Origin of the sequence: Pseudomonas sp. B3(2017) (assembly GCF_002113595.1) — a bacterium.
Classification (GTDB): domain Bacteria; phylum Pseudomonadota; class Gammaproteobacteria; order Pseudomonadales; family Pseudomonadaceae; genus Aquipseudomonas; species Aquipseudomonas ekonensis.
Map to the genome: position 1 here is coordinate 296,119 of NZ_NEIU01000001.1, position 26,689 is coordinate 322,807.

Sequence of the window (26,689 nt, forward strand, 5' to 3'; positions counted from 1 at the left end):
TGTAGGAGCGAGTCTGCCCGCGATGGCGATCGGTCAGTGACCGATGCCGCGCTGACGCGCCGCTATCGCGAGCAGGCTTTTCGCGGTCAGGTGCTTTCGCGGACCTTCAGTTCGAAGCCCATGTCTTCCACCGGCCGGGCGACGCTGTTGCCGGCCATCAGGGTCAGCATCTGTTCCGCCGCGCGCCGGCCGATGGCCTCGCGCGGGGTGCTGATGCTGCTCAGGCGCGGCACCATGTGTTCCGAGGCGGGCAGGTCGTTGAAACCGAGGATCGCCACCTGTTCGGGCACCTTGATCCCGTGGCGCAGGGCTTCGAGCAAGGCGCCCTGGGCCAGGTCGTCGTTGCCGAAGAAGATCGCGTCGACGTCCGGGTGCGTCGCCAAGAGTTGCAGGAACAGCTCGCCCCCCAGGCCCACGGACGAGGCGCGCGGGGTCAGTACCTCCAGGTCCGGGTCGTACAGGCCGGCCTGCTGCACGGCGCGGCGGAAGCCTTCGCCGCGCAGCAGGGTGCGCTGGTCGAGCTGCGCGCCGATGTAAGCCAGGCGCTTGCGCCCGCGGGACAACAGGTGCTCGGCGGCGGTCTCGCCGGCGCTGAGCTGGGAGAAACCGACGCAGTTCACCCCGGCGGCGCTGTCCAGTTCCATCATGTAGACGCAAGGGATGTTGCTGGCCTCGATCATCCGCCGCGAGCTTTCGGTGCGGTCGAAGCCGGTCAGCAGCAGGCCGCGCGGCTGGTAGGCCATGTAGTTGCGCAGCAGTTTCTCTTCTTCGTCGCGGGAGTAGTGGAAGTTGCCGATCAGCACTTCGAAGCCTTTGGGCGTCAGCACCCGATGAATGGCTTCCAGGGTGTCGATGAACAGCAAGTTGGACAAGGAAGGCACCAGCACCACCACCGAATGGCTCTGGGCCGAGGCCAGGGCACGGGCGGCGGGGTTGACCACGTAGTTGAGGTCGAGGGCGGCTTTCTGCACCTTTTCCACCAGTTCGGTGGCGACGGTGCTGACCCCGCGCAACGCGCGCGATGCGGTGATCGGGCTGACCCCGGCCAGGCGGGCGACTTCATTGAGGGTGGGACGGCCGGTGGTGCGGGTGTTTTTATCGTTCTTGGGGGTGGTCATCGGGCGGCTTGCCAAACAAAAATCAAGGCACTAAGGTAGCGCTGTCCTTTTGCAGCTGCAAATGCGTGAGCGAGGCTTGCCTGATCCTCGCTCTTTGGCGTGGGGCATCAACCTGCTGCAACCCAAAAAAACGACAAGAAGGCGTCGGCAATGTCTGCCTGTGCACTAGAGTCATAGCTAGCAAAGGTAGCGCTGTCTGCGCGCTGAGGTGTTACATGAATCATCCCATCACCGCCCTGGTCATCATGGGCGTTGCCGGTTGCGGCAAGACGTGCGTCAGTCAGGCCCTGTGCCAGTTGAGCGGCGCCACTGCCATTGAAGGCGATACTTTCCATCCGGCCGCGAACATCGACAAGATGAGCGCGGGGATCCCCCTGAACGATGAAGACCGCGCCGGCTGGCTCGACAGCCTGTGCGAAGAGCTGCGCCGCGTCGACGCATTGGGCGAGCGCCCGGTGCTGACCTGCTCGGCCCTCAAGCATGCCTACCGCGAACGCTTGCGCAGCGCCTTGCCGGGCCTGGGCTTCGTGTTCCTCGAACTGACCCCCGAAGTGGCCGCCGACCGCGTGTCCCACCGGCCGGGCCACTTCATGCCGGCCACGCTGATCGAAAGCCAGTTCGCCACGCTCGAATCGCCCAAGGGCGAACCGCTGACCCTGGCGCTCGACGCCTCGGTGCACAGCGTCGACGAGCTGGCCGCCCAGGCCCACCAATGGTGGCTGGCCAACGGTCTGAAACAGGCGGTATGACTGTGTTCGAAGAGATAGCGCTGTCCTCCCGACTTCTGATCAACCCGCTTTAATAACAACAACAAACCAGGAGACACCCCCTATGTTTGGCATGTCCCACGACGCCTACCTGCTGCTCGATGCAGTGGTCACGGTGATCGGGCTTATCGTCCTGATCACCAAGTTCAAGATCCACCCCTTCATCGCCCTGACCATCGCCGCCGCGTTCCTCGGCCTGACTTCCGGCATGCCCATCGGCACCATCATCAAGGCGTTCCAGGACGGCTTCGGCGGCGTGCTCGGTTTCGTCGGCATCATCCTGGCGCTGGGCACCATGCTCGGCAAGATGATGGCCGAATCCGGCGGTGCGGATCAGATCGCCCAGACCCTGATCCGCGCCTTCGGCAAGGAGCGGGTGCAGTGGGCGATGATGTTCGCCGCGTTCCTGGTGGGCATTCCGCTGTTCTTCGAGATCGGCTTCGTGCTGCTGATCCCGCTGGTGTTCATCGTCGCCCGGCGCACCGGCGTGTCGATCATCAAGATCGGCATCCCGCTGCTGGCCGGCCTGTCCGCCGTGCACGGCCTGGTGCCGCCGCACCCGGGCCCGCTGCTGGCCATCGGCGTGTTCGGCGCCGACATCGGCAAGACCATCCTGTACGGCCTGATCGTCGCGCTGCCGACCGCCATCATCGCCGGCCCGATCTTCGGTACGTTCATCGCCAAGCACATTCCGGGTCACCCGAACCAGGAACTGGTGGACCAACTGGCCCGCGAGACCGATTCGACCGACCTGCCGAGCTTCGGCATCACCTTGCTCACCGTGCTGCTGCCGGTGTTCCTGATGCTGCTCAAGACCTTCGCCGACGTGGCGCTGCCGGACGGCCATTTCTTCCGCACCTGGATGGACATGATCGGCCACCCGATCTCGGCCTTGCTGCTGGCGCTGCTGCTGTCGCTGTACACCTTCGGCTACAAGCAGGGCATCGGCTCGAACCAGATGCTCAAGTGGCTCGACGCGAGCCTGGCGCCGACTGCCGCGATCATCCTGATCATCGGCGCCGGCGGCGGCTTCAAGCAGATGCTGGTGACCAGCGGCGTGGGCGACGTGATCGGCCACATGGCGGTCAGCGCGCAGATCTCGCCGATCCTGCTGGCTTGGCTGGTGGCGGCGGTGATCCGCATCGCGACAGGTTCGGCCACCGTGGCGACCATCACCGGCGCCGGCATCGTGGTGCCGGTGGTGGGGATGATCCCGGGCGTGAACCGTGAGCTGCTGGTGCTGGCCACCGGCGCCGGTTCCCTGATCCTGTCCCACGTCAACGACGCCGGTTTCTGGCTGGTCAAGCAGTACTTCAACATGACCGTGGCGGAAACCTTCAAGACCTGGACGGCGATGGAAACCATCCTGTCGGTGGTCGGCCTGGGCTTCATCCTGCTGCTGTCGCTGTTCGTGTAAACGATCCGGCAGGCACAAAAAAACCGCAGCGATGCGGTTTTTTTGTGCCTGAAGCCATGGGACAGGGATCTTTCGCGGCGAGGGAGCAAGCGCCCTCGCCACATTGAGTGCCGCCAGATCAGGCGCCGGTCTTCGGGGCCAGCCCGTCCGCCCGGAACATCCCGCGGATCCCGCGCACGGCCTGGCGGATCCGGTCCTGGTTCTCGATCAGGGCGAAGCGTACGTGGTCGTCGCCGTACTCACCGAAACCGACGCCCGGCGACACGCAGACCTTGGCCTCGGCCAGCAGTTTCTTGGCGAACTCCAGCGAACCCAGGTGCGCGTAGGCCTCGGGGATCTTCGCCCAGACGTACATCGAAGCCTTCGGGTTCTCGACCATCCAGCCCAGTTCGTGCAGGCCCTTGACCAGCACGTTGCGCCGCTGGCGGTACTGCTCGGCGATGTCGCGCACGCATTGCTGGTCGCCTTCCAGCGCCGCGATGGCCGCCACCTGCAGCGGGGTGAAGGTGCCGTAGTCGTGGTAGCTCTTGATCCGCGCCAGGGCGCTGACCAGTTCCGGGTTGCCGACCATGAAGCCGATGCGCCAGCCGGCCATGTTGTAGCTCTTGGACAGGGTGAAGAACTCCACCGCGATGTCCTTGGCGCCGGGCACCTGCATGATCGACGGGGCCTTCCAGCCGTCGTAGACGATGTCGGCGTAGGCCAGGTCGTGCACCACCAGCACGTCGTACTGCTTGGCGAGGGCGATCACCCGTTCGAAGAAGTCCAGTTCCACGCACTGGGCGGTGGGGTTGGACGGGAAGCCGAGGATCATCATCTTCGGTTTCGGGATCGAGCCGCGGATGGCCCGCTCAAGCTCGGCGAAGAAGTCCACGCCGGGCACCAGCGGCACCGAGCGCACCTGGGCGCCGGCGATCACGGCACCGTAGATGTGGATCGGGTAGCTCGGGTTGGGCACCAGCACCGTGTCGCCCTGGTCCAGGGTCGCCAGCATCAGGTGCGCCAGGCCTTCCTTGGAGCCGATGGTGACGATGGCTTCGCTTTCCGGATCGATGTCGACCTCGTAGCGTTCCTTGTACCAGTTGGAGATCGCCCGGCGCAGGCGCGGAATGCCCTTGGACGTCGAGTAGCCGTGGGTGTCTTCGCGCTGGGCGACGGTGACGAGTTTCTCGACGATGTGCGGCGGCGTGGCGCCGTCGGGGTTGCCCATGCTCAGGTCGATGATGTCTTCGCCACGGCGGCGGGCGGCCATCTTCAGCTCGGCGGTGATGTTGAAGACGTAAGGGGGGAGTCGATCGATGCGCGCAAAGCGGCGCGGCGAACCTTGTTCAGCCATTGTTGCCTCGGATAACGTAAGCGCCCGGAACCGTCCGAGCGACGCTGGTCACTGCGGTGACCTGTGGCGGAAGATAAGGGCAGCGGTGGCAGACTGTCCAGCGTGCACGACAACAATTTTTTCCCAAGGAAAACGGTCAATGGAATTCACCAGCGGCTTCTTGCTGAGCCTTTCGCTGTGCCTGGATATCGGCGTGGCCAACATCGCGATGATCACCCTGGCGATGCAGCGCGGCTATTTTCAAGGCTTCGCGCTGGGCCTCGGCACTTGCGTCGGCGATTTGGTCTACGCGGTGCTGGCGCTGGCGGGGATGACCGTGCTGCTGCAGTACGAAACCGTGCGCTGGACGCTGTGGATCGGTGGCTCCGCGCTGTTGGTCTACTTCGCGGCGAAGATGATCTATTCGGCGATCCATCACGAAGCGCTGCTGGCCGAGACGGCGCAGGTGAGCCAGAACTCCCACCGCAAGGAATTCTTTCGCGGGATCTTTCTCGCCATGTCGTCGCCCAGCGCCATCCTCTGGTTCGCGGCGGTGGGCGGCACGTTGATCGCCCGCTCCGGTGGCGGCGGCCCTTTGAGCTCGGCGCTGTTCCTCGGCGGTTTCCTGTGCGCCGGGCTGTTGTGGTCGGCGGGGCTGTGCTTCGCCGCGAGCCATGGCGGCAAGCTGCTGGGTGACAAGCTGTTGCGCTACTCCTACCTGGCATCTGCAGCGATCTTCTGCTATTTCGCGGTCTACGTGATCGTATCCGGCTATAACGAATTCGTCGGTTCCGGCGCCGCCGAGGCCCTGCATTCGCTCTGAATGTGCGAATCGGGTTTGGCTTCTATACTCCCAGCCGAACCCACTTTTTTCGTTCAAGGAGTCGAGTCATGGATGAGCAGAAACGCGTCGAAGTGGCTGAACCTCGCTTCGAACATGGACACTTCCTGCTGATTGCAGGTTTTCGCGATCGCTTCACCAAAGAGACTGTTCAAGACATCCCCGCGCTATGGGAAAAACTGATTCCGCACATCGGAAACATTCCGGGGCAGAAGGGCGAAGTCACCTACGGCGTCTGCAGCAATTTCGACGGCAACGGCGGTTTCGATTACATGGCCGGGGTCGAAATCCGCAAGCTGGATGACTTCCCGCAGGAAAAGTATCCGTGGATCGAAATCCTTCCGCGCCAGTACGCGGTGTTCGAACACAAGGGTTCGCTGGATCTGTTGCCGCAGACCATTGACTACATCTACAACACCTGGCTGCCGGCGTCCGAGTACAAAGGGCTCAACGCCCCGGAGCTGGAACGCTACAGCGCCGATTTCAATCCGAAGCTCAAGACCGGCAAGCTGGAAATCTGCGTCCCGGTCGAAAAGAAGACCTGATCGGCCATCGGCAGCGCGAATCCGATTCGCGCTGCCGGTCGAGCCTTACTTGCCCTTGATCCGTCGTGCCCGCCACAGGTCGATGCCCAGGGTGACGAAGCCGAAGAAGCTGATGCCCAACACCATCAACAAACCGATTTCCACGCTGCTCATAAACGGTTCCCCCCCCTCGGGTGATCAGAGACAGGCGTCAGGAATAGACCGTCCCGAATCCGAAGAAAAGCGCTTTTACGCAGGCTTTACGGCGCCCATGCGGATCGATATGAACACCTTATTCCTTTATTCTTGGCGGCCCTGTCTTCACTGATTCCGAGCCGCCATGAACCCCGTCATCCGCCACGTCACCGCTGCCGACCTGGATCGCTGCTACGCCATCGAAACCCTCGCCTACGAAGGCGATGAGGCCGCCACCCGCGAGAAGATCGCCACGCGCATCGCCACCTGGCCGGACGGTTTCATCGTCGCCGAGGTGGACGGCGTCGTGGCCGGGTTCGTCAACGCCGGTGCGGCGTTCGAGGTGCAGATGTCGGACGAGGCCTTCAAGGAACTGATCGGCCACGACCCGGCCGGCCCCAATGTGGTGATCATGTCGGTGGTGGTGCACCCGGACTATCAGGGGCAAGGCCTGGCCAAGCTGCTGATGACCGCCTTCATCGAGCGCATGCGCGGCCTGGGCAAGGCGACGATCCATCTGATGTGCAAAGAGCGGCACATCCCGCTGTACGCCGGGTTCGGTTTTGCCTACATCAAACCGTCCGAGTCCGACCACGGCGGGATGGCGTGGCATGAGATGATCCTGACGCTCTGAGAGCGGTGTTGGCTGACAGGCCGCTATCGCGGGCAAGCCCGCTCCCACAGGATTTCTTTGTGGGAGTGACGATGCGTTGATGCCATCGCCAGCAGGCTGGCTCCCACATTGGATCGGGGTGATCGCAGACTCTGCATCCGGCCGAGTCCCCTGTGGGAGCGGGCTTGCCCGCGATGGCGTCATTGAAGACACCGCATGACTTCGCTCAGTACAGCGTGCTCTGCACCCGCGCCGGCGCTTCCCGGTCGTAGGCTTCGGCGTCGAACTGGCCATCGTTCAGGCGCTTGTGGAAAGCCCCCGCACTGGGCAGCGCCGAGCGCGGCAGGTGGGTGTCCGGGTTCCACGCATCCGAGCGCACGAACGCTTTGGCGCAATGGAAAAACGCCGCCTCCACCGTCACCAGCAGGACCGTGCGCGCCGGCTTGCCGTTGACCGCGAAGCTGGCCAGCAGGTCGGCATCGGCGCTGATGGCGGCCGTGCCGTTGACCCGCAACGTCTCGCCGATGCCGGGAATGATGAACAGCAGCGACACCCGCGGGTCGTGCAGCACGTTGCGCAGCGTATCGATGCGGTTGTTGCCCGGCCGGTCCGGCAGGGCCAGGGTGCGCTCGTCGAGGATCCGCACAAAGCCTGCGGTGTCGCCGCGCGGTGAACTGTCGAGGCCGTCGGCGCCCACGGAGCTGACGATCACCAGCGGCGAGAGCCGCACCATCGCCTGGTAGTCCTCGTTGAGAAAGCCAATCTGCTTGCGCACCGCACGTTCGTGGGGCAGGCCGTAAAGGGCTTCCAGGGCTTCAATCGAATCGATCATCGTGCATCCCTCCACGGTTTCAGAACACCAGGCCCATGCGCCGTTCGTAGCCGACCCGGCCCAGGATCGCCTGACCGCTGTCGACGAAACCGTGCCGGGCATACAGCGCGATGGCCGCGTCGTTGTCGGCGTCCACCGCCAGTTGCAGGCCCTTGATCTGCGGCCAGGCCTGGCGCGCGGCCTCGGGCAGCGCTCGCAGGCAGGCCTTGCCGTAGCCACGGCCCTGGGCGCGGTGGTCGACCTGAAGCGCATGCAGGGTGGCGCTGTGCTCGTCGGCCCATTCCGGCATCGCCGGCGGGCGCTTGAGCAGCAGGAAGGCGACGGGCACGTCGTCGTCCAGCAGGGCAAAGCCCTTCACGCCTGCATTCGTGCGCAGGGTCTGCAGGGCGGTGTGGATGTCGCCGGAAAACTTGATCTGCCCGGGGTGGATTTCGATCGTCTCGATCTGCTGACGCTGGGCGGCATTCAGGCTGTCGTACGGCACGAGTTTGGCTGACACGGGAATTTCCTTTTTCCTACGAAGTGGAGCAACGGATTCTACCGAGCACGGTGAGGGCGAAACATTTAATTTTCGTGCCTTGTCGATCCGGCGGATCGCCGTACGACTAAGGGTGTCTTCCAACAACAATCACGGAGAACACCCATGAACGCACAAGCGCAGATCCAGACCCTGATCGACACCTACCGCCAAGCCGTCATGTCCAAGGACGTGGACAAGGTCATGGCCCTCTACGCCGACGACATCGTCTCCTTCGACGCGATCAAGGCCCTGCAATTCAAGGGCAAGGCCGCCTACCGGGCGCATTGGATCGCCTGCATGGAAATGTGCCCCGGCCCGCACATCTTCGAGTTCCACGAAGTCGCCATCGAGACGGCGGACACAATCGCCTTCGCCCATTGGGTGGCCAATTGCGGCGGCACCAACGACAAGGGCGAAACCCAGAGCTGCTGGATGCGGGTCACCGCGTGCTACCGGCAGGAGGGCGGCGCATGGAAGATCGTCCACGAGCACTGGTCGGCCCCGTTCGATCCGATGAGCGGCGCGACCTTGTTCGACGTGCAGCCGTAAGCGGCGCACGGTTCGCCAAAGCGCCGATCTGCGGCCATAGTTGATCCGTCCGGTTCAGGAGTGAGCGATGAAATACCTATGCCTGGTGTACAGCGACGAGCGCTTGCTGCACTCGTCGCCCGACAGCCCCGAAGACGCCGAATGCTGGGCGTATGCCGAGTCGATCCAGGGCAGCGGCCGGATGGTCGCCGCCGAGGCGCTGGAGTCGGTGCAGACCGCCACCACGGTGCGCATGCGCAACGGCAAGGTGTCGGTCACCGACGGCCCGTTCGCCGAAACCAAGGAACAGTTGGCCGGCTTCTACCTGATCGACGCCCGGGATCTCAACGAAGCCATTCAGGTCGCCGGCCACATTCCGGCGGCCCGGGTCGGTTGCGTCGAGGTGCGCCCGGTTCGTCAGCTGAACGTCTGACCCATGGCGGACGCAGAGGTCAAGGCGCGGGTCGAGCAGGTCTACCGCGAAGACTCGCGGCGGATCCTGGCGACGCTGATCCGTCTGCTGGGGGATTTCGACCTCGCCGAAGAAGCCTTGCACGAGGCGTTCTTCGTCGCGGTCGAGCGCTGGCAGCGCGACGGCGTGCCGGACAATCCGCGCACCTGGCTGGTGTCCGCCGGGCGCTTCAAGGCCATCGACGTGTTGCGCCGCCGTGCGCGGTTCAAGGCGTCGCGGCCCTGGCTGCTGGCCCAGGTGGAAGAACTGGAACAGGCCCAGTGGAGCGACGATGACGTGGAAGACGACCGCCTGCGGCTGATGTTCACCTGTTGCCACCCGGCCCTGGCGGCGGATGCGCAGGTGCCGCTGACGCTGCGGGAAGTCTGCGACCTCACCACCGAAGAGATCGCCCGGGCGTTCCTCTGCGCGCCGGCGACGATCGCCCAGCGCATCGTACGCGCCAAGGCCAAGATCCGTGACGCGAAGATTCCCTATCAGGTGCCGAGCCTGAGTGAGCTGCCCGAGCGGCTGGACAGCGTGCTGCGGGTGATTTACCTGGTGTTCAACGAAGGCTATTCGGCCTCCGACGGCGCGCAGGTCGTGCGCGAAGACCTGACGCGCGAAGCGATCCGCCTCGGCCGGCTGCTGATGGAGCTGTTGCCGGAGCCGGAGGTCATGGGCCTGTTGGCGCTGATGCTGCTGCATGAGTCGCGGCGGGCGGCGCGGACGTCGCCTGAAGGCGAGCTGATTTTGCTGGAGAACCAGGATCGTACGCGCTGGGATGCGCAATTGATCGCCGAGGGCGGCGCGCTGGTCGAGCGGGCGCTGACCACCCGGCGGTTCGGGCCGTACTGCCTGCAAGCGGCGATTGCGGCGGTGCATGCCGAGGCGCCGATGGCGGACGAGACCGACTGGGCGCAGATCGTCGGCCTGTACGACGTGCTGCTGCGGGTGACGCCGTCGCCGGTGATCGAGCTGAACCGGGCGGTGGCGGTGGCCAAGCGCGACGGGGCGCTGGCCGGGCTGACGCTGATCGAAGGGATCCTGGAGCGTGGCGAGCTGCAGGATTACCACCTGGCGCATTCGGCGCGGGCGGAATTCTGCCGGCAGTTGGGGCGGACCGACGAGGCGCGGACGGCGTATGCCCGGGCACTGGAACTGACCCGGCAGGCGCCGGAGCGGCGGTTCATCGAGGGGCGGTTGCGCGAGTTGGGTTGAGCCTTGTGTACCGGTGCCGGCCTCATCGCCAGCAGGCTGGCTCCCACAAGATGTTGCGGTGTGCATCGCCGTTGTGGGGGGGCAGTGCCGGCCCCATCGCTGGCAAGCCAGCTCCCACAATGATCGCCGGTGTCCGCAAGATCCCCGCCCACCACAAAATCCTGTAGGAGCTTGCCTGCAAGCGATGAGGCCGGCACTGACGGCATCCATGCTGCTTGATACGCAGCCATCGCCAGCAGGCTGGCCCTCACAAAGTGTTGCGGTGCACATCGTCCTCCTGTGGGAGCCAGCCTGCTGGGATGGGGCCCTCAAGGCCGGCAGCGCGGCAATCAGGCCTGCTGCCGGGTCGCGGCCATGACGATTTCGCGGATGCACACGCCCTGGGGCTGTTCATAGGCATAGGCGATCGCCGTGGCCACGTCCTCGGCGCTGAGCACGGTGCCGCCCATTTCCTGTTTCCACGCCTGGTAGCCGGTCTTGATCGCTTCGTCCGTGGTGTGGCTCAGCAGTTCGGTCTCCACCGCACCCGGCGCAATGGTGGTGACGCGCACGTTGTGCGGCGCCAGTTCCTCGCGCAGGTTCTCCGACAGCCCGTGCACGGCGAACTTGGTGCCGACGTACGCCACGTGGTTGGGGAACGTCTTGCGCCCGGCCACGGAACTGACGTTGATGATCGTGCCGCGCTTGCGCTCGATCATGCCGGCCACCACGGCATGGATGCCGTTGAGCAGGCCCTTCACGTTCACATCGAGCATGCGCTCCCACTGGGCCGGATCCTGCTGGCTGATCTCGCCCAGCAGCATCACCCCGGCGTTGTTGATCAGCGCATCGGCCGGACCGAACTGCGCTTCGGCCTCGGCGACGGCGGCCAGCAGCGCGGTGCGGTCGGTGATGTCCACCCGACGGCTGAGGGTGTTCGGCAGCGCCAGGGCCTCCAGGCGTTCGATGCGCCGGGCCAGCAACAGCAGCGGGTGGCCGGCGGCGCTCAGGCGGCGGGCGGCGGCTTCGCCGATGCCGGAACTGGCTCCGGTGACGATGATCAACGGTTTGCTCATGACTGCACTCCTGAAGCAAAAAAAACGAATGGCTGGATGTGCGGCGCAGTATATTTAGCCCGTTTCAGGCTGAAAAATGCCTTATTTCTCTGTCTGGCATCGGAACGCTCTATGGATATCCGCCATCTCAAAGCCTTTCTCGCCGTGTTCGAGGAACGCAACATCACCGCAGCGGCGCAGCGCCTGTTCATCAGCCAGCCGACGCTGTCGGTGACGGTCAAACAGCTTGAGGAGGAGCTCGGCGCCACCTTGTTCCTGCGCCAGCCGCGCGGGGTGGAGGTCAGCGACGAGGCGCGCCTTTTGTACCCGCAGGCCCGGCGCATGGTGGCCGAGGCCCAGGCCCTGAGCCGGATGTTCCGCAGCGGCGAGCACCGTGTGCCACTGACCCTGGGCATCGAAGGCGACATCGCCGCCAGCCACATCGAAGCCTTCGTGCGCATGGCCCGCCAAGCCTTGCCTCACCTGCTGCTGACGCTGGAGGAGGGGTGCCTGGGCGACGGTCGGCTGGCGGTCGAAGAGATGTGCTGCGAGGACGAACTGTTCCTGCCGCTGTGGGAGGAACCCTACGTGCTGGCACTGCCGGCCGATCACCCGATGGCCGCTGCCGAGACGGCGTGGGCCCCCATCGAAGACTGGATCACCTGCCCGCAGCACCCGTCCCATCAGCGCCTGATGGCGCTGTACGGCCGTTCGCCTCAGGCCGTGGCCGGGCATGCCGGATCATTGCGTCAGGCGCTGCACATGGTGGCGGCAGGCATCGGCGCGGCGATGCTGCCACGCTCCTTGGCGGCGGGGCACGAGCGGGTGGCGGTGCGGGCGCTGCACCTGCCGGCACCGACCCGGCGGGTGGGCCTGTGCTATGCGGCGCAGGCGCTGGAGCTGCCGGCGATGCGTGGCCTGCATGAGTTCTTTCAGGTGAACGGGCCTGCGGTGATCGACGCGGCTTGAGCGGTTGTTTGCGGGGACGCCATCGCGAGCAGGCTCGCTCCCGCAAGGGCGCTCATTCCTCTGTAGGAGCGAGCCTGCTCGCGATCGGCCGCGCCGCTATTCCAGCATCTGGCTGAGCATCCAGCTGCCCGCCGGTCCCGGCGGAAACTGCCGCGACCACAGCGCATCGACGAACACCGGTTTCGGCCAGCCGCGCACGTTCAGCTCCGTCAACGTGCCGTTGCCGAAGCGCCCCACCAGCCAGCGCGGCAGCGGCGCCCAGCCGAACCCGCGCTGGGCCATCTCCAACAGCATCAGGTAGCTGGGCGCCGACCAGACGCGGCCCTTGGCCCGGGAGCCGTAGGGATTGACGATGGTCGCCAGGCGCAGTTCGCGGTGTTGCTCCAGCGTCTGCGGATCGATGGATTCCAGCGCCGCCAGCGGATGTCCGCGTCCGACGAACAACGCGATCTCAGTGCGCTCGTTCACCGTGGCGGTCTCCAGGTCCGGCGGGTAATGGTCGCGCATCTCGACGAACGCCAGATGGGCCCGGCCCCGTTGCACCAAGGCGATCAGGTCGTCGCATTCGGCGATCAGGCATTCGAGCTCCAGATCCGGGTAACGCTGTTCGAACGCGCTGAGCGACGCTTCGAAGCGGTCGGACTGGTAGGTGTCGGAAATCGCCACCGTCAGCTTCGGCTCGACCCCTTGGGCCAGTTGCCGCGCGGTCATTTCCAGGCGGCTGCCGGCCGCCAGGATCGCCTCGGCCCGCTGCAGCATCACATGGCCCGCCGGGGTCAAGGTCGGCTTGCGGCTGCTGCGGTCGAACAGGACAAGATCCAGGTCGATCTCAAGGCTCGCCACTGCGGCGCTGACGGTTGACTGGCTGCGCCCCAGCTTGCGCGCCGCCGCCGAAAACGAGCCTTGGGTCGCGGCCTGGACAAACGCCTGCAGCACTTCTTGAGAGGCCATGAACTATCGCCTTGATCGATGGTTATTGATTATGAAGTATCGATGCGGGGTTGGATGATGGCAACCATCATCACTCAAGGAGTCAGGTCATGACGGCCCCTAAATCCATCACTGAACGCATTTGCCAGGCCATCGGTTTCGAGGTGCTGGCGATCCTCATCTGCACGCCGCTGCTGGCCTGGATCATGGGCAAGCCGCTGCTCGACATGGGCGTGGTCACCGTGGTCGTCGCCGTGCTGGCGCTGGTGTGGAACGTGGTGTTCAACGGTGCGTTCGACCGTGTGCTCAAGCGTTTGCGCATCCGCCACAACGCCTGGGTGCGGGTGGTGCACGCGCTGCTGTTCGAGGGGGGACTGGTGCTGATGGGCGTGCCGCTGATCGCCTGGTGGCTGTCGGTGAGCCTGTGGCAGGCGTTCCTGCTCGACATCGGCGTGCTGCTGTTCTTCCTGCCCTACACCTATGTGTACCACTGGGCGTATGACGTGGTGCGCGAGCGGCTGGTGCTGCGCAGTGCCTGCGAGGGCTGAAGGGAACGGCGCCGGCCGGCCCGGCGCCATCGCCAGCAGGCTGGCTCCCACAAGGTTCTGCGGTGAACACAAAGGTTGCGTTCACCCGGATCCCCTGTGGGAGCCAGCCTGCTGGCGATACGTCAGTGAGGGCAGCGCAAGGCAACTGCCCCCGCTACGCGATCAAACGTGGAAGTAACCCACGCACGAATCGAACGGCAGGCGCTTGAGTTCGATCTTGTTCAGGTCCAGCACTTCGCGCAGGGCCTTGGTTTCGCCCGGGAAGTTGCGGTAGGCCACTTCGTCCAGCACCACGATGGCGCCTTTGGGCATGTACGGCAGGAAAGTCTCCAGCGCGACCTTGGTTGACTCGTACAGGTCGGTGTCCAGGATCAGCATGGCCACGACCAGGTCAGGACGGGTCTTGACCCATTCCGGCACGGTCTTGACGATGTCGCCCTTGACCAGTTCGCAGCGCGGGATGCGGTTGACCGGGCGCAGCAGGTCGTTGGCGTCGATCATGTCCTGGATCAGCGACTGGTCGGTGTCGGAGAACATGGTTTCGTTGACGTCGGCCGGATCGTCGGTCTTGCTGATGCTCTGGAAGCCTTCGAAGGTGTCGAAGCCGACGATGGAGCGGTTGATCGCGTACGGCTCCAGGATCATCGACAGGTGCATGTAGAGCATCAGCGAGTTGCCCTTGTACACGCCGCACTCGATGATCGCGCCCGGGATCTCGGCGACTTTCTTGAACAGTTCCATGCGCGACAGCGCGGCGGTGACGCCGATGCGGTTGGCGAACACGAACGGGGCGTCGGCCACGTATTCGGCGTCCACGCGCTTGAGGACGCCGGCGCGGGTTTCGTTGTATTGGGCTTCGGCAGGCGTGATGCGACGCTTGGTCATTGCTGGATTCCTTGGAAATTCGAGAAGTCGTGGGCGTGGAAGTAGTCTTTGAAGCCGGCGCCGACGTCCGGGCACGCGCTGTCGACGTTGATCGCGCCGCGGTTGTGCTTGAGGTCATCGAGGTGCATCAGGCGGAAGTCGACGCTGAAACGGGTGTGCTGCGTGTGGTTGGCGACCGTGCCGTGCAGGTGCGAGCCGGAGAAGATCAGCATGTCGCCGGTGTTGCCGGCCACGCGCAGTTCGGCTGCGGTGTCGATCTCTTCCAGCGGCACCGGGTGCACGCGGACTTCTTCCTTGAGGTTGTCCTTGGCCTTGTGGCGCTGGTTGTTGATCCAGTCGTTGAGGCTCCACTGGGCGGACGAGTTCTTCACCGGCACATCGAAGTAGCCGGTGTTGATCATCATGGTCTGGTCCGGGGAAATGGTGTGCACCGGCATCCAGGTGTTGATCTGGCAATCGACGCTGCCGTACCAGGTGTCGCGGTGCGGCTTGTAGGCGTAGCTGACGCCGGCGTGCAGGTAGTCGTAGTTCGGCACCACACGGATGCGCGGCACGTCGAAGATGTATTCGTGCGGGTCGACGCCGATCTCGTCGATGAAGCTCAGGATCAGCTCCTTGGCGCGCAGGCTGTTGGTGAACTGGCCCTTGAGGCGGGTCACCCGCACCACGAACTCTTCCACCGGCATCAGCGTGTGCAGCGCCTGGTGGCGGGTTTCGCCGTCGAACGCTGCGGTGATGCTTTCCTGGGCGAATTCGCACAACTGGCGGGCGGCGCGCAGTTGGGTGTTCAGGAAGATGTCGCCGGCGTAGATGGCTTCTTTGAAGTCAGCCTTTTGCTGCAGCTGATTGATATACAGGTTCACGGTTCTTTTCCCTGAATGCATCGAATGACTTATGAGTCGGCATCATGCCGGCAAACTGAAGCGCAATCTGAGCGGTCGGTGTCCGATGGCAGGGTTATCGGACGGCCGGGCGCCCGGCAGGCGGGCACGAAAGAATCCCGGCCCTGAAGCGGGCCGGGATTTTACGGTGACGGGCGGTTCAGAAAATCAGGGTGAACAGCCAATACAGGCTGCCCGACAGCACGATCGCCGCCGGCAGCGTCAGCACCCAGGCCATCAGCAGGTTGCGGATGGTCTTCATCTGCAGGCCGCCGCCGTTGGCGACCATGGTGCCGGCCACGCCCGAGGACAGCACGTGGGTGGTCGACACCGGCAGGCCGAACATGTCGGCGGCGCCGATGGTCAGCATCGCCACGGACTCGGCCGAGGCGCCTTGTGCGTAGGTCAGGTGGGTCTTGCCGATCTTCTCGCCGACCGTCACCACGATGCGCTTCCAGCCGACCATGGTGCCCAGGCCCAGGGCGATGGCCACGGCGATCTTCACCCACAGCGGAATGAAGCGGGTGGCGTTGTCGATCTGCTGCTTGAACAGTTGCAGCTTGCCGGTGGTGTCGGCGTCGAAGCCGCCGACCTTGTTCTTGTCCATCAGGCGGATGGTTTCGCTGGCCAGGTACATGTCGTTGCGCACGTTGCCCATGGCCTCGGCGGGCACCTTGGACAGCGAGCCGTAGCCTTTCACTTCTTCACCGATGTGGCCGGTCAGCGCAGCGAGGGCCGGGACCAACTGCGGCGTCGTTTCCTTGCTGCGCACGTAGTCCGACAGCACCGGGCGCGGGTCGGCCGGGGCCGGCAGCGGCGCGCTCTTGACCAGCGCCTGTTGGGTGACTTCGGCCACCGCCGCGAACTGCAGGGTCTGGTCGGCGGGCATGGTGCGGTTCAGCGCGTAGGCCATCGGCAGGGTGCCGACCAGGATCAGCATGATCAGGCCCATGCCTTTCTGGCCGTCGTTGGAGCCGTGGGCGAACGACACGCCGGTGCAGGTCAGGATCAGCAGGCCGCGGATCCACCATGGCGGCGGGGTGTTGCCCTTCGGCGCCTTGTACAGCGAGCGGTTCTTGACGAACGCGCGCAGGGCCAGCAGCAACAGCGCCGCGCAGCCGAAGCCCACCAGCGGCGACAGCAGCAGCGCGTAGCCGATCTTGGTCGCCTGGGCCCAGTCCACGCCGCTGGTGCCGTCGCGCCCGTGCATCAGAGCGTTGGCCACGCCGACGCCGATGATCGAGCCGATCAGGGTGTGCGACGAAGAAGCCGGCAGGCCCAGCCACCACGTGCCGAGGTTCCACAGGATCGCGGCGATCAGCAGGGCGAAGATCATCGCGAAACCGGCGGAGGAGCCCACCTGCAGAATCAGCTCCACCGGCAGCAGGGCGATGATGCCGAACGCCACCGCGCCGCTGGAGAGCAGCACCCCGAGGAAGTTGAAGAACCCGGACCAGATCACCGCGAAGTGCGGCGGCAGCGAGTGGGTGTAGATCACCGTGGCCACCGCGTTGGCGGTGTCGTGGAAGCCGTTGACGAACTCGAACCCCAGCGCGATCAGCAGTGCCACGCCCAACAGCAGGAACGGTGTCCAGGTGGTGACCACCGTGCCCAGCTCGTGCATGTCGTGCACCAGGCTGTAGGCGGTGAACAGCAGCCCCAGGGCCAGCACCGCGAAAAACACCACGTAGGTAAAGGGGCCGGTTTTCTTGTCGAGTGTCGGCCGGCCGCTGGAGGCAGTCGGTTGGCCGGCGGTCAGGGAGGGCGTCGCCATGGGAGGACAATCCTGAGCGGGGGAAGGAGTGTCGCCCATGATCGTTGCTGAATATTACAGAGAGACTGCGGTAGATCAGTGTTTGATGGATTGGCTGCGCCGTTGGTCCGGATCATCGCCAGCCTGCTGGCGATAGCGGCGACTCAGTAATCGCGCCGTTTGCGAAACGCCCAGCGTCCGGCGATCAGGGTGAACGTCGCCACCAGCGCCACCAGGATCCAGAACCCCTCCGGATCCTGCGCCAGGGGCACGCCGCCGACGTTCATGCCGAAGAAACCGGCGATGATGTTGATCGGCAGCGCCAGCACCGTGACCACGGTCAGGGTGAACAGCGTGCGGTTGCTCTGTTCGTTGACGTTGGCGGCGATCTCTTCCTGCAACAGTTTGATCCGCTCGCCCAGGGCCGTGAGGTCGTTGATGATCAAGGCGAACTCTTCGGTGGATTTGCGCAACTCTTTGACGTCCTCCTTCTGCAGCCACGCCGGCGGGCGGTTGAGCAGGCGCAGCAGCGAGCCCGGCTCCAGCGCCAGCAGCCGTTGCAGGCGCACCAGCACCCGGCGGTTGGCGCCAAGCTCGGCGCGGTTGGTCGACAGCCGCGAGGACAGCAGTTCGTCCTCGACCTGATCGACGCTGAGGCTGGTCTTGCGCACGATCTGGGTGAGCACTTCGCCCTGGTCGCGCAGCAGGTGCACCAGCAGCTCCAGCGGCGAGCGGAAGCATTCGCCGGCCTTCACCGAGGAGCGCAGCTTGTCCACCGAGTGCAGCGGTTGCAGGCGCGCGCTGACGATCAGCTTGCCGCGCACGCAGACCCACAAGGTCGAGACGTCCGAGGACACCATGCTGCTGAGGTTGAACACCACGTCGTTGACCACCGCCAGCAAGGCCGAGTCGACGTGTTCGATGCGGGTCGAGCGTGAACCTTCGTGCAGCGCTTCGAAGAACTCCTCCGGCAATTGCAGGTGGCTCTTCATCCAGCGCTCGCACGCGGCGTGGGCCAGGTTCAGGTGCAGCCAGAGGAATTCGTCGCCTTCGCCGTCGTTCTGCAGGCAGCGCAGGGCGGTGGCCGAATCGACTTCGCGGCCGCGTTCGCCGGGGCGGAAGCGAAAACCGTAGAGCAAACCGAACAGGTCGGGGTCGCGATGACCGAGGTCGAGGCTGTGGTTCATGGAGACTCGCAGGGGAGGGCGTCTGTCGCGGGAGAGACAGGCTCACGTGTGCCCCATCATGGCGAGGCTTTGTGACCGTTGCGTGACGGTAAAGTGACGGCGGGTCAAGGGCTTACCGGCGGTCGGATCTTTCTCAAGAAGCGCGCTGGCGCGCCGATCACGCATGGGTTAGGTTGCGCGCCTTCGGCCAAGAGCCAAGGCCCGCCGACACGGATGTCCGGCACCATTCACGTCTTACCGGGCGTGCCTCATCCCTGTCATGAGTACCTTGCGATGCTGCAAAAATCCCTGAGAGCGCAAATTCTCGCCCTGCTGAGCGGCAGCCTGCTGGCGATGCTGTTGATCGCGCTGTCCTGCTTCCATTTCCTGTCCAACGGCGTGCAGAGCTACAGCCAGCTGATCGCCGGCCCGCTGCACACCTCGCAACTGATCGACGAAGCCAACCTGCAGTTCAAGGTGCAGGTGCAGGAGTGGAAGAACGTCTTGCTGCGCGGCAAGCAGCCGGCGGACCTGGCCAAGTACTGGGGCCAGTTCGAGGAGCGTCAGCGTGACGTCCAGACCATCCTGGGCGAACTGGCGAGCCAGTCCGGCATCGAGCCTTCACTCAAGAGCCGCATCGAACGCCTGCGCGAAGAGCACCGTCTGCTGGGCGCCGCCTACCAGAAGGGCCGTGACGCCTACGTGGCCGCCGGGGCCGATCCTGCGGCCGGCGACGCCGCCGTCAAGGGCGTGGACCGCGCCGCCAGCGACCAGATGAGCGAGCTGGTGGTCGAACTGCGCAAGCAAGGCACCGAGCAATCGGCGCTGATCAGCGCCAGCGCCGACCGCACCGTGTGGCTGGGCCTGTTGGTGATGCTCGCCTCCGGACTGCTGATCGGCCTGCTCAGCCTGTGGCTGGTCAACCGCAACCTGGTGGAGCCGATCCGCAAACTGATCGACTACGTCAGCCTGTTGAGCCAGGGCAAGTTCGCCGAGCGCGTGGCCAGCAACCGCCAGGACGAGCTGGGCAACCTGGCCGCGGCGGCCAACACCCTGCGCGACTTCCTCGCCGAGACCTTCAGCCACCTGCAACGCAGCGCCAAGGATCTGGACAGCGCCAGCGGCGAGCTGAACGCCATCGCCACCCTGATGGCCGGCGGCACCAACGAGCAGTTCAGCCGCACCGACCAGGTGGCCACCGCGATGAACGAAATGTCCGCCACCGCCCAGGAAGTCGCCCGTCACGCGGCGGACGCGGCGCGGGCCGCCGACGATGCCGACCAGTCCGCCCAGCAGGGCGAGAAGGTCATGCAGAACACCATTCACGCCATTACCCAGATGCGCGGCGAGATCGCCAACACCGCCACGGTGATCCGTCGCCTGGAGGCCGACAGCGGCCGCATCGGCAAGGTGCTGGAAGTGATCCGCGGCATCGCCGAGCAGACCAACCTGCTGGCGCTCAACGCCGCCATCGAAGCGGCCAGGGCCGGCGAGGCCGGACGCGGTTTCGCGGTGGTGGCCGACGAAGTGCGCAACCTGGCGCAGCGCACGGCGGAGTCGATCATCGAGATCAACCAGATCATCCACAGCGTGCAGACGGGCGCGGTGGACGCCGCCCACGCCATCGACAGCGGCCAGACCCGCAGCGACGAAAGCGTCGAGCAGGTGACCCAGGCCGGCGCCATGCTTGAGCGCATCACCCACGCGGTGGAAGCGATCCGCGACATGAACCGTCAGATCGCCACAGCGGCCGAGGAACAGACGTCGGTGGCCGAAGACATCTCGCGCAACCTGACCGAAATCACCTCGATCGCCAGCACCAACCTCGACAACGTCCAGCGCACCGAAAGCGCCAGCCAGAACCTGCACGGGCTGTCGGGGCAACTGAACGAAGTCACCGCCCGCCTGAGCGCCTGACGCCTGCGAACCTGTGGGGGGCAGACTGTTGGCGGTGGGCAGGCACTGGAGATGTCAACAGTGCCGGCCCTATCGCTGGCAAGCCAGCTCCCACAGGTTCCGGGGCGTTCACAGATGCAGGGTTGAACCCAGACACTGTGGGAGCTGGCTTGTCAGCGATGGGGGTGGGTCAGGCAACAGGGATATCGACTGGGTTGGCCTCATCGCTTGCAGGCAAGCTCCCACAGGTTTTGAGTCGTTCTCAGATGCAGGGTTGAGCCCAGACACTGTGGGAGCTGGCTTGCCAGCGATGGCGGTGGGGCAGGCAACAGGGATGTTGGCAGTGCCGGCCTCATCGCTTGCAGGCAAGCTCCTACAGGTTCCGGGTCGTTCACAGATACAGGGTTGAACCCAGACACTGTGGGAGCCAGCCTGCTGGCGATGGCGTCCGTTCAGCCAGCGCCGGCCAGGATCAAGTCAATTGCCCTGCTGGGAGGGACCATCTGTCGAATCAGGTGTCCTGCTTGTTGCTCAGCACCTTGCCGGTGGTGGCGTCGAAGTCCACGTCGAACTCCTTGCCGTCGGCGGTGCGCAGTTCGACTTCGTATTCGTAGCCGTTGAAGTGGTTGTCCAGGTCGGTGTCGGTGATGGTGGCGCCGGGATGCAGTTTCAGCGCGGCCTGGTTCATGTCCTCCAGCGGCTTGATCTTGCCGTCCTTGACCAGTTGCGGGATCTGGTCGACGCGCACGTCGGCCTGGGCCAGGCCAGCGGTGAGGGTCAGGGCGGCGGCGGTGAACAGGGCAGTCAAAGTCTTCATGGGTTATTCCTTTCAGGTGATTCGTTCAAGTGAGTTCAGGTTAACCGCCGCAACTTAATTCACCCTTAAAAAGCGCCGCGGCGGTTTGCGTCGTTTGTTCAATTGCCTGGTGTCCCTCCCTTTCATGCTCGGCCTTCAATCAATGGAGGTGGACATGAGACTCATCCTTGCGTGGTGTTACGCGCCGCTGTTCTTCGTGGGATTCATCGGCGCCGCCGTGTGGCTGGCGGGCGGATCGGCCGGGTGGCTGCTGCTGTTGTTTGTGCTGGCGCTGGCGGTGTCGTTCGCGGCGGAACGGGCCTTGCCCTACGAACCCGACTGGAACCGGCCCATCGGCGACCGCCGCCGTGACCTGCTGCACGCGTCGGTCAACGAGGCGTTGAACGCCCTCGGCCTGCTGGCGCTGCCGGGGCTGGCGGCGCTGCTGGCGGTCGACGGGCTGTGGCCGCGGGCGTGGCCGTTGTGGCTGCAACTGGGCCTGGCGGTGCTGGTGGCCGACGCCGGCATGAGCCTGATGCACTACGCCAGCCACCGGGTGCGCTGGCTATGGCGGCTGCATGCGGTGCACCACAGCGTCGAGCGCTTGTACGGCTTCAACGGCTTGATGAAGCATCCGCTGCATCAGGCGCTGGAAGCCACGGCGGGGCTGCTTCCGCTGCTGGTGCTGGGGATACCCGCCGAGGTCGCGGTGCTGCTGGCGTTCGCCATCGCGATCCAGCTCTTGCTGCAGCACTCCAACGTCGACATGCGCCTGGGGCCGTTGCGCCATGTCTTCGCCTGGGCACCGCTGCACCGCTTCCATCACATGAAGTACGGGCGGGCGGGGGACGTCAATTTCGGGCTGTTCTTCACCGTGTGGGATCGGCTGCTGGGCACCGCTTTCCACACGCAGGATTACCGGATCGGTGCAGGCGATCTGGGCATCGGCAGCCGGCCGGATTTCCCCCGGGACTACGTGGCGCAGTTGCTCGACCCGTTTGCGAGAGCGCACCTGGCCAAGGAGCCGGCGGTGCCCGAGGCGCTGCGCCGCTGAGTCAGTCCAGCAGCCGCAGTTCCATGTGCTGCAAGGCTTGGCGGGCGGTGACGCCGAACAGTTTCTTCAGGCTGCGGGAAAAGTGCGCCGAATCGGCGAACCCGGCGGCATGGGCGGCCTCCGTCACCGGTCGGCCGGCCAGCACCTGCGCCATCGCCAACCGCAGGCGCCGCCACAGCACCAGGCGCCGCACCGGCAGGCCGACCTGGCTGACGAACAGCCGCTGCAACTGGCTCAGGGACACATGGGCGCTGTCGGCCACGGTACGGGCGGCGACCTTGTCCGCCAGCGAGGCGTCGATGGCCACAAGCGCACGTTCGATCCGGGGATCGGCGTGCCGGCGGCGGGGGCAGTCGCGCAGCGTCTGTTCGAGCGCGGTCAGGGAAAGATCCGCATCGAACAGCGCATCGCGCAGTACCTGCGCCTCCAGCGCCAAGGGCTCGGCGTACACCGTGAACAGCGGATCCGGCGCCTCGACGATGGCATGACGAACCTGTGAAGGGATCAGCAGGCGGGAGGCGGTGATGGGGGCATCATCCAGCAACACCGTCACCGGGCGGTCGGGGGCCAGAATCAGTTGGTGGGCGTAGTGGGAATGGGGCGCGGTGCGCCCCGATATCCCGTGGATCAGGCCATGGTCGTGCCCGAGCCACAGGCGGCCTGTCCACGGGGTGTCCGGCTTCACTCAGAAACCGTTGTTCTTGAGCACCTGATCCACACTGGCGGCGGCCGGGCGCTTGTAGAACTTGAGCAGTTCGCTGGCGCGGTTGGTGAAAATGCCGTCCACGCCTGCGGCCATGACCTTCTCGAAGTCCACCGGCTCGTCGACGGTGTAGACGTGCACCAGCAGGCCCTGATCGTGGGTGTACTGGTTCATCCATGGCTGCACCAGGTCCGAGTAGCTCTGGTCGCCGCCGTGGGTCAGCTTCGCCGACGGGCCGGTGCCGATGGCGCCTTGGGCCTTGGCGTAGTCGATCCACTGCTTGAACTCGGCCTCGGACTTCGGCTCCTGCTTGCCGTAGTAGGCGTTCTTGTCCTTCTCGCCGGAGTCGGCGAAGGCCACCTTGGATTTCGGTTCGATGCTGCCTTCACCGACCCACAGCAGCAGGATCTTCGGCACCTGCGGCATTTCCTTCTCCAGCAGCTCAAGGCTGTTCTTCTCGAAGGTCTGCAGGATCACCTTGCCTTTGCCCTGACCGACGCCCAGTTCGCTCTTGGCCAGTTTCGAACCGGCCGGGCTGAGCCAGCCGCGGTCCTGCAGCTTTTCCTTCAGGTCATGTTCGATGCCGGGGAACAGTTGCGGCTCCTTGGTCTCGATGTACAGGCCCGGCTTGTGCTTGGGGTTGGCCTGGGCGATGTCGATGATTTCGTCGAGGGTCAGGATCTTCAGGCCCGCATAGGAGGCGCGTGCGCGGTCCGGATAAGCCTTGTTGTACCAGCTGCCGGCGTCCAGGGTTTTCAGCTCGGCCATGGTGAAGGCGTTGGCCGGGCTGTCCTTGCGCTCAGGGAACTTGGTGGCGACGTCAGTGGTGCGCTGCAGGTTGTTGTCGTGCAGGGCGAACAGCACGCCGTCCTTGCTGCGCTGAAGGTCCATCTCCAGGTAATCGGCGCCCAGGTCGCGGGCCAGTTTGTAGGACGCGGCGGTGGATTCCGGCGCGTCGAAGGAGGCACCGCGGTGGGCGATCACCGCCGGGCGCGGAATCCCCAGGGAAGCGGCCAGTTCGGCAGGGGCCGGCTGGGCGGCGTGGGCCTGGCCGAGACCGAGCATCAGGCTCAGCATCAGGGCGCTTTTGGTGAAAGTGACGGGCATGTCGAGGTCCTTTCGCAGGTATTTTCGAAGATGTCCCTTTTAGCAACTCAAACGAAAACGTGCTATCGCAAGACCGACATAAACGTACTGAAAGCGAAAATTTCCGCACTTTTGTGCGTTTGTTTGCAGTACGCTTGGCCACGGCAACCACCCCGGCAGAGGGTGTGCCTCAATGCCCTGCGTGTAAACCTTCGATCACTCTTGTGAGGTTTACCATGCGCATCACATCCCAACTCATCTGCCAGGCGGCCGACGACCTCAAGGGCTTCGTCGGCCTCAACCGCAAGACCGGCCGCTACATCGTGCGCTTCAGCGAAGACTCCTTCGGCATGGACGTGGCCGACGACGGCATCGTGCCGGCCAGCGAATTCGTCTGGGCCCAGGCCCCGGACCAGGCCATGACCCTCAAGCGCGAACTGATCCAGCTGCTGCTCGACCAACACATCGATGACCGGATCAACATCACCGAACCGCTGCGGGTGTACATGCGCAAGCGGGAGGTGCCGGAGATCGTGGCGGTGCGCAGCCTGGTCAAGGGCTGAGTCCGGGGTGACCCGCCTATCGCCATCGCCAGCAGGCTGGCTCCCACAGGGGATCTGGTGACAGCCTGCTGGCGATGGGGCCTCAATGACACTGCAGCCTTCAGCCGAACCGGTAATCCCGCTCCACCTTGCACACCCGCGTATGAAACGCCGAATACCAGGTCGAACGCCCGCGCTCGCGGATGGCCTGGTGTTCCGGATGGTTTTTCCACGCCAGGATCGCCGCCTCGCTCGTCCAGTACGACACCGTGATCCCCACGCCGTCGTCACCCCGGACCGACTCGGTGCCCAGGAAACCCGGCTGGCGTTGCGCAAGCTCCACCATGCGGGCGGCCGCCTCGGCATAGCCCTGATCCCCTTCGGTGCGGGACGAGGTGAAAATCACCGCGTAGTAGGGCGCCTTCGGGGTCTGGGCGATCATGGTCGTACCTCCGCGCAGGCCTGGACAAACGCACGCACCAACGGCGGCAACTGGCCTTTGAGCGCCGCCCGTTCGGGCTGGAACAGCGTGGCGACGAAGAACGGGTGACCGGTCAGTTCGATGGCGCGCAGATCGCCGGACGAGTCGTGGCCCACCGCGTGCAGAGGGCCGTTCAGCAAGTCTTGCTGGAACTGCGGATTCACACCGTAGCGGCAGCGATAGCCCTCAAGGATCTGCGACGTTTCATACGCCTTGGCGATCAACGAACCGGCTTCCAGGTGAATGCTGTCCATCGTCTCCACCAACGAACAGCTCAGCGGCGAAAGCACTGCGCGGTTCGAATCCGGGGACACTTCGCCGTGTTCGGCATCGGCCCAGCCCAGCACATGGCGGGAAAACTCCAGCACCGCATGCTGAAAGCCGCCGCAGGTGCCGAGGAATGGGCGCTGCCGTTCGCGGGCAAAACGGATCGCCCGCAACGCGCCGTCTTCGCTTCTGTAAGGGCTGGCCGGGACGCACCAGACACCGTCGAAGGCCGCCAAGGGCGTATCGGCGTCGATCCGGTCGGTGGCCAGCCATTCGAACTGCACAGTCAGGCCGGTGTGTTCGGCAGCCATGCCGAGGGCGACGGGGATTGCCTGGTGAGCGGTGACGTTCGGGTCGCGGTCGCCGATCAGGGCGATGCGCAGGGCTCTGGATTCCATGAGGGTTCACCGTGCTTGTTGTGGGATCGGGCCCACTATAGATTGGCGTCCACGCACTCAATATTGGCGTTTGCCCAAGTGATCAATGCAGCCACGCACTATCGTCTCGACTACCCGGATCTGTCGCTGATCCTCGCTTTGGTGCGCGGCGGCTCCCTGGCCCGGGCCTCGCAGTTGCTGAAGGTGGATGTGTCGACCGTGTTCCGCGCGGTGCGCCGCCTCGAATCCGCGCTCGGCCAGCAACTGTTCGAAAAGAGCCGCGCCGGTTACCTGCCCACCACGCTGGCGCGGACGCTGGCCGAACAGGCGGAGCGCGCCGAGCAGGCGCTGGAGGCGGCGCGGATCGGCGTGGAGCAGGGCGGGGAAGTGGTCAGCGGCACCGTGCGCCTGACCTGCACCGACTCGGTCTTGCAGGGCCTGTTGTTGCCGGCGTTGGCGCAGTTCATGCCCAACTATCCGGCGCTGACCCTGGAGCTTTGCACCTCCAACGATTTCGCCAACCTCAGCCGCCGCGACGCCGACATCGCCCTGCGCCTGACCCGCACGCCGCCGGAGCATCTGGTCGGACGGCAGTTGGCGAAGATTTCCTACCGGGTGTGCGCCAGCGAACGTTACCTGCGCAACGTCGATGCCACGGATCTTGGCGCACTGGCCTGGATCGCACCGGACGACTTCCTGCCCGATCACCCGACCGTGGTCTGGCGCCGTCAGCACTGGCCGGGCGTGACGCCTGCCTATCGGTGCAACAGCATGCTGTCTGTCACTGAACTGGTGCGGGGCGGATTGGGGGTGGCGGCGTTGCCGGACTTTCTCATCGGCGACGGTCTGCAAGCCTTGAGCGAACCGCTGCACGGCCACGACACGGCCCTTTGGCTGCTGACCCGGCCGGACTGCCGGGTGTTGCGTGCGGTGGTCACGCTGTTCGACGAGCTCGGGCGGGCGTTGCGCTTGCCGTGAC

The 26,689-nt window shown here is 65.1% G+C and carries 29 protein-coding genes; 14 read left to right on the plus strand and 15 right to left on the minus strand.

The genetic code is table 11. The features are described from left to right. Nucleotides 1-86: 86 nt before the first annotated feature. Nucleotides 87-1,118 (minus strand): LacI family DNA-binding transcriptional regulator, encoded by a 1,032-nt coding sequence (locus tag CAG33_RS01225; protein ID WP_085629583.1) that lies wholly within the window; start codon nt 1,116-1,118, stop codon nt 87-89. 215 nt (nt 1,119-1,333) lie between these two features. Here CAG33_RS01225 and CAG33_RS01230 point away from each other — a divergent pair, with 215 nt between their 5' ends. Further along, nucleotides 1,334-1,867, plus strand: coding sequence for a gluconokinase (locus tag CAG33_RS01230; protein WP_085580599.1), 534 nt, complete (start codon nt 1,334-1,336; stop codon nt 1,865-1,867). A gap of 82 nt (nt 1,868-1,949) precedes the next feature. After that, a complete protein-coding gene (locus CAG33_RS01235) occupies nt 1,950-3,302 on the plus strand; it encodes a GntP family permease (protein WP_085580601.1) in 1,353 nt (450 codons plus the stop codon). Nucleotides 3,303-3,420: 118 nt separating this feature from the next. Here the strand turns inward: CAG33_RS01235 and alaC are convergent, their stop codons facing one another. Next, a complete protein-coding gene (gene alaC / locus CAG33_RS01240) occupies nt 3,421-4,638 on the minus strand; it encodes an alanine transaminase (protein WP_085580603.1) in 1,218 nt (405 codons plus the stop codon). Nucleotides 4,639-4,777: 139 nt separating this feature from the next. On the opposite strand from alaC, the gene CAG33_RS01245 reads away from it, so the two are divergent. From CAG33_RS01245 to CAG33_RS01255, 3 genes are all read left to right on the plus strand, one after another. Beyond that, nucleotides 4,778-5,440, plus strand: a complete 663-nt coding sequence (locus CAG33_RS01245) for a LysE family translocator (RefSeq protein ID WP_085580605.1) — start codon at nt 4,778-4,780, stop codon at nt 5,438-5,440. Between the two features lie 68 nt (nt 5,441-5,508). After that, nucleotides 5,509-6,003, plus strand: coding sequence for a GyrI-like domain-containing protein (locus CAG33_RS01250; RefSeq protein ID WP_085580608.1), 495 nt, complete (start codon nt 5,509-5,511; stop codon nt 6,001-6,003). 319 nt (nt 6,004-6,322) lie between these two features. Then, on the plus strand, nt 6,323-6,811 hold the full coding sequence (locus CAG33_RS01255) for a GNAT family N-acetyltransferase (RefSeq protein ID WP_085636640.1): 489 nt from the start codon (nt 6,323-6,325) through the stop codon (nt 6,809-6,811). A gap of 205 nt (nt 6,812-7,016) precedes the next feature. Here the strand turns inward: CAG33_RS01255 and CAG33_RS01260 are convergent, their stop codons facing one another. Further along, complete coding sequence (locus tag CAG33_RS01260) at nt 7,017-7,622, minus strand: pyridoxamine 5'-phosphate oxidase family protein (protein ID WP_085636642.1); 606 nt, start codon at nt 7,620-7,622, stop codon at nt 7,017-7,019. A 19-nt stretch (nt 7,623-7,641) separates the two neighbouring features. Then, nucleotides 7,642-8,121, minus strand: coding sequence for a GNAT family N-acetyltransferase (locus CAG33_RS01265; protein ID WP_085580614.1), 480 nt, complete (start codon nt 8,119-8,121; stop codon nt 7,642-7,644). 144 nt (nt 8,122-8,265) lie between these two features. On the opposite strand from CAG33_RS01265, the gene CAG33_RS01270 reads away from it, so the two are divergent. The 3 genes from CAG33_RS01270 to CAG33_RS01280 all read left to right on the plus strand — a co-directional run bounded on the left by CAG33_RS01270 (nt 8,266) and on the right by CAG33_RS01280 (nt 10,342). Beyond that, nucleotides 8,266-8,691: a nuclear transport factor 2 family protein gene (locus CAG33_RS01270; RefSeq protein WP_085580616.1), complete on the plus strand. Its 426-nt coding sequence runs from the start codon at nt 8,266-8,268 to the stop codon at nt 8,689-8,691. Nucleotides 8,692-8,758: 67 nt separating this feature from the next. Next, nucleotides 8,759-9,103 (plus strand): YciI family protein, encoded by a 345-nt coding sequence (locus CAG33_RS01275; RefSeq protein WP_085580618.1) that lies wholly within the window; start codon nt 8,759-8,761, stop codon nt 9,101-9,103. A gap of 3 nt (nt 9,104-9,106) precedes the next feature. Further along, nucleotides 9,107-10,342 (plus strand): RNA polymerase sigma factor, encoded by a 1,236-nt coding sequence (locus CAG33_RS01280; RefSeq protein WP_085636644.1) that lies wholly within the window; start codon nt 9,107-9,109, stop codon nt 10,340-10,342. Between the two features lie 329 nt (nt 10,343-10,671). On the opposite strand, the gene CAG33_RS01285 is transcribed toward CAG33_RS01280, so the two are convergent. After that, a complete protein-coding gene (locus tag CAG33_RS01285) occupies nt 10,672-11,397 on the minus strand; it encodes an SDR family oxidoreductase (RefSeq protein ID WP_085580622.1) in 726 nt (241 codons plus the stop codon). 111 nt (nt 11,398-11,508) lie between these two features. Between CAG33_RS01285 and CAG33_RS01290 the strand changes: the two genes are divergently transcribed. Beyond that, entirely contained in the window at nt 11,509-12,345 is an 837-nt protein-coding gene (locus CAG33_RS01290; protein WP_085629587.1) for a LysR family transcriptional regulator, read from the plus strand. A 96-nt stretch (nt 12,346-12,441) separates the two neighbouring features. Here CAG33_RS01290 and CAG33_RS01295 read toward each other — a convergent pair whose 3' ends face one another. Next, complete coding sequence (locus CAG33_RS01295; protein ID WP_085580626.1) at nt 12,442-13,296, minus strand: LysR family transcriptional regulator; 855 nt, start codon at nt 13,294-13,296, stop codon at nt 12,442-12,444. A gap of 89 nt (nt 13,297-13,385) precedes the next feature. Between CAG33_RS01295 and CAG33_RS01300 the strand changes: the two genes are divergently transcribed. Next, nucleotides 13,386-13,823, plus strand: coding sequence for a multidrug/biocide efflux PACE transporter (locus tag CAG33_RS01300; protein ID WP_085580628.1), 438 nt, complete (start codon nt 13,386-13,388; stop codon nt 13,821-13,823). A 162-nt stretch (nt 13,824-13,985) separates the two neighbouring features. Here CAG33_RS01300 and CAG33_RS01305 read toward each other — a convergent pair whose 3' ends face one another. From CAG33_RS01305 to CAG33_RS01320, 4 genes are all read right to left on the minus strand, one after another. Then, nucleotides 13,986-14,708, minus strand: a complete 723-nt coding sequence (locus tag CAG33_RS01305; RefSeq protein WP_065259304.1) for a TylF/MycF/NovP-related O-methyltransferase — start codon at nt 14,706-14,708, stop codon at nt 13,986-13,988. After that, nucleotides 14,705-15,571 (minus strand): hypothetical protein, encoded by an 867-nt coding sequence (locus CAG33_RS01310; RefSeq protein WP_085580630.1) that lies wholly within the window; start codon nt 15,569-15,571, stop codon nt 14,705-14,707. Before CAG33_RS01310 ends, CAG33_RS01305 begins: the two co-directional genes overlap by 4 nt. A gap of 178 nt (nt 15,572-15,749) precedes the next feature. Beyond that, a complete protein-coding gene (locus CAG33_RS01315; RefSeq protein ID WP_085629591.1) occupies nt 15,750-17,363 on the minus strand; it encodes an inorganic phosphate transporter in 1,614 nt (537 codons plus the stop codon). A gap of 143 nt (nt 17,364-17,506) precedes the next feature. Then, nucleotides 17,507-18,529, minus strand: a complete 1,023-nt coding sequence (locus CAG33_RS01320; protein WP_085629593.1) for a transporter — start codon at nt 18,527-18,529, stop codon at nt 17,507-17,509. Nucleotides 18,530-18,802: 273 nt separating this feature from the next. Here CAG33_RS01320 and CAG33_RS01325 point away from each other — a divergent pair, with 273 nt between their 5' ends. Then, nucleotides 18,803-20,425 (plus strand): methyl-accepting chemotaxis protein, encoded by a 1,623-nt coding sequence (locus CAG33_RS01325; RefSeq protein WP_085580636.1) that lies wholly within the window; start codon nt 18,803-18,805, stop codon nt 20,423-20,425. Nucleotides 20,426-20,915: 490 nt separating this feature from the next. Here CAG33_RS01325 and CAG33_RS01330 read toward each other — a convergent pair whose 3' ends face one another. Beyond that, nucleotides 20,916-21,221 carry a PepSY domain-containing protein gene (locus CAG33_RS01330; RefSeq protein WP_085578264.1) on the minus strand — a complete coding sequence of 102 codons (306 nt, stop codon included), beginning with the start codon at nt 21,219-21,221 and terminating at the stop codon, nt 20,916-20,918. A gap of 154 nt (nt 21,222-21,375) precedes the next feature. Between CAG33_RS01330 and CAG33_RS01335 the strand changes: the two genes are divergently transcribed. Continuing rightward, the gene (locus tag CAG33_RS01335; RefSeq protein WP_085629597.1) at nt 21,376-22,254 is read left to right on the plus strand and encodes a sterol desaturase family protein; all 879 of its coding nucleotides are present in this window, start codon (nt 21,376-21,378) and stop codon (nt 22,252-22,254) included. A 1-nt stretch (nt 22,255) separates the two neighbouring features. Here the strand turns inward: CAG33_RS01335 and CAG33_RS01340 are convergent, their stop codons facing one another. Together CAG33_RS01340 and CAG33_RS01345 are read right to left on the minus strand one after the other, a co-directional pair. Further along, complete coding sequence (locus CAG33_RS01340; protein ID WP_085636646.1) at nt 22,256-22,939, minus strand: AraC family transcriptional regulator; 684 nt, start codon at nt 22,937-22,939, stop codon at nt 22,256-22,258. Beyond that, a complete protein-coding gene (locus CAG33_RS01345; protein ID WP_085578260.1) occupies nt 22,940-24,064 on the minus strand; it encodes a glycerophosphodiester phosphodiesterase in 1,125 nt (374 codons plus the stop codon). It abuts the gene before it with no gap. Between the two features lie 215 nt (nt 24,065-24,279). Between CAG33_RS01345 and CAG33_RS01350 the strand changes: the two genes are divergently transcribed. Continuing rightward, a complete protein-coding gene (locus CAG33_RS01350) occupies nt 24,280-24,606 on the plus strand; it encodes a DUF2025 family protein (RefSeq protein ID WP_085578258.1) in 327 nt (108 codons plus the stop codon). A 100-nt stretch (nt 24,607-24,706) separates the two neighbouring features. On the opposite strand, the gene CAG33_RS01355 is transcribed toward CAG33_RS01350, so the two are convergent. Then, the gene (locus tag CAG33_RS01355) at nt 24,707-25,027 is read right to left on the minus strand and encodes an antibiotic biosynthesis monooxygenase (RefSeq protein WP_085578256.1); all 321 of its coding nucleotides are present in this window, start codon (nt 25,025-25,027) and stop codon (nt 24,707-24,709) included. Beyond that, nucleotides 25,024-25,731 carry a CTP synthase gene (locus CAG33_RS01360; RefSeq protein WP_085636648.1) on the minus strand — a complete coding sequence of 236 codons (708 nt, stop codon included), beginning with the start codon at nt 25,729-25,731 and terminating at the stop codon, nt 25,024-25,026. Before CAG33_RS01360 ends, CAG33_RS01355 begins: the two co-directional genes overlap by 4 nt. A 42-nt stretch (nt 25,732-25,773) precedes the next feature. Between CAG33_RS01360 and CAG33_RS01365 the strand changes: the two genes are divergently transcribed. Further along, complete coding sequence (locus CAG33_RS01365; protein WP_371857663.1) at nt 25,774-26,688, plus strand: LysR family transcriptional regulator; 915 nt, start codon at nt 25,774-25,776, stop codon at nt 26,686-26,688. Nucleotide 26,689: the final 1 nt, after the last annotated feature.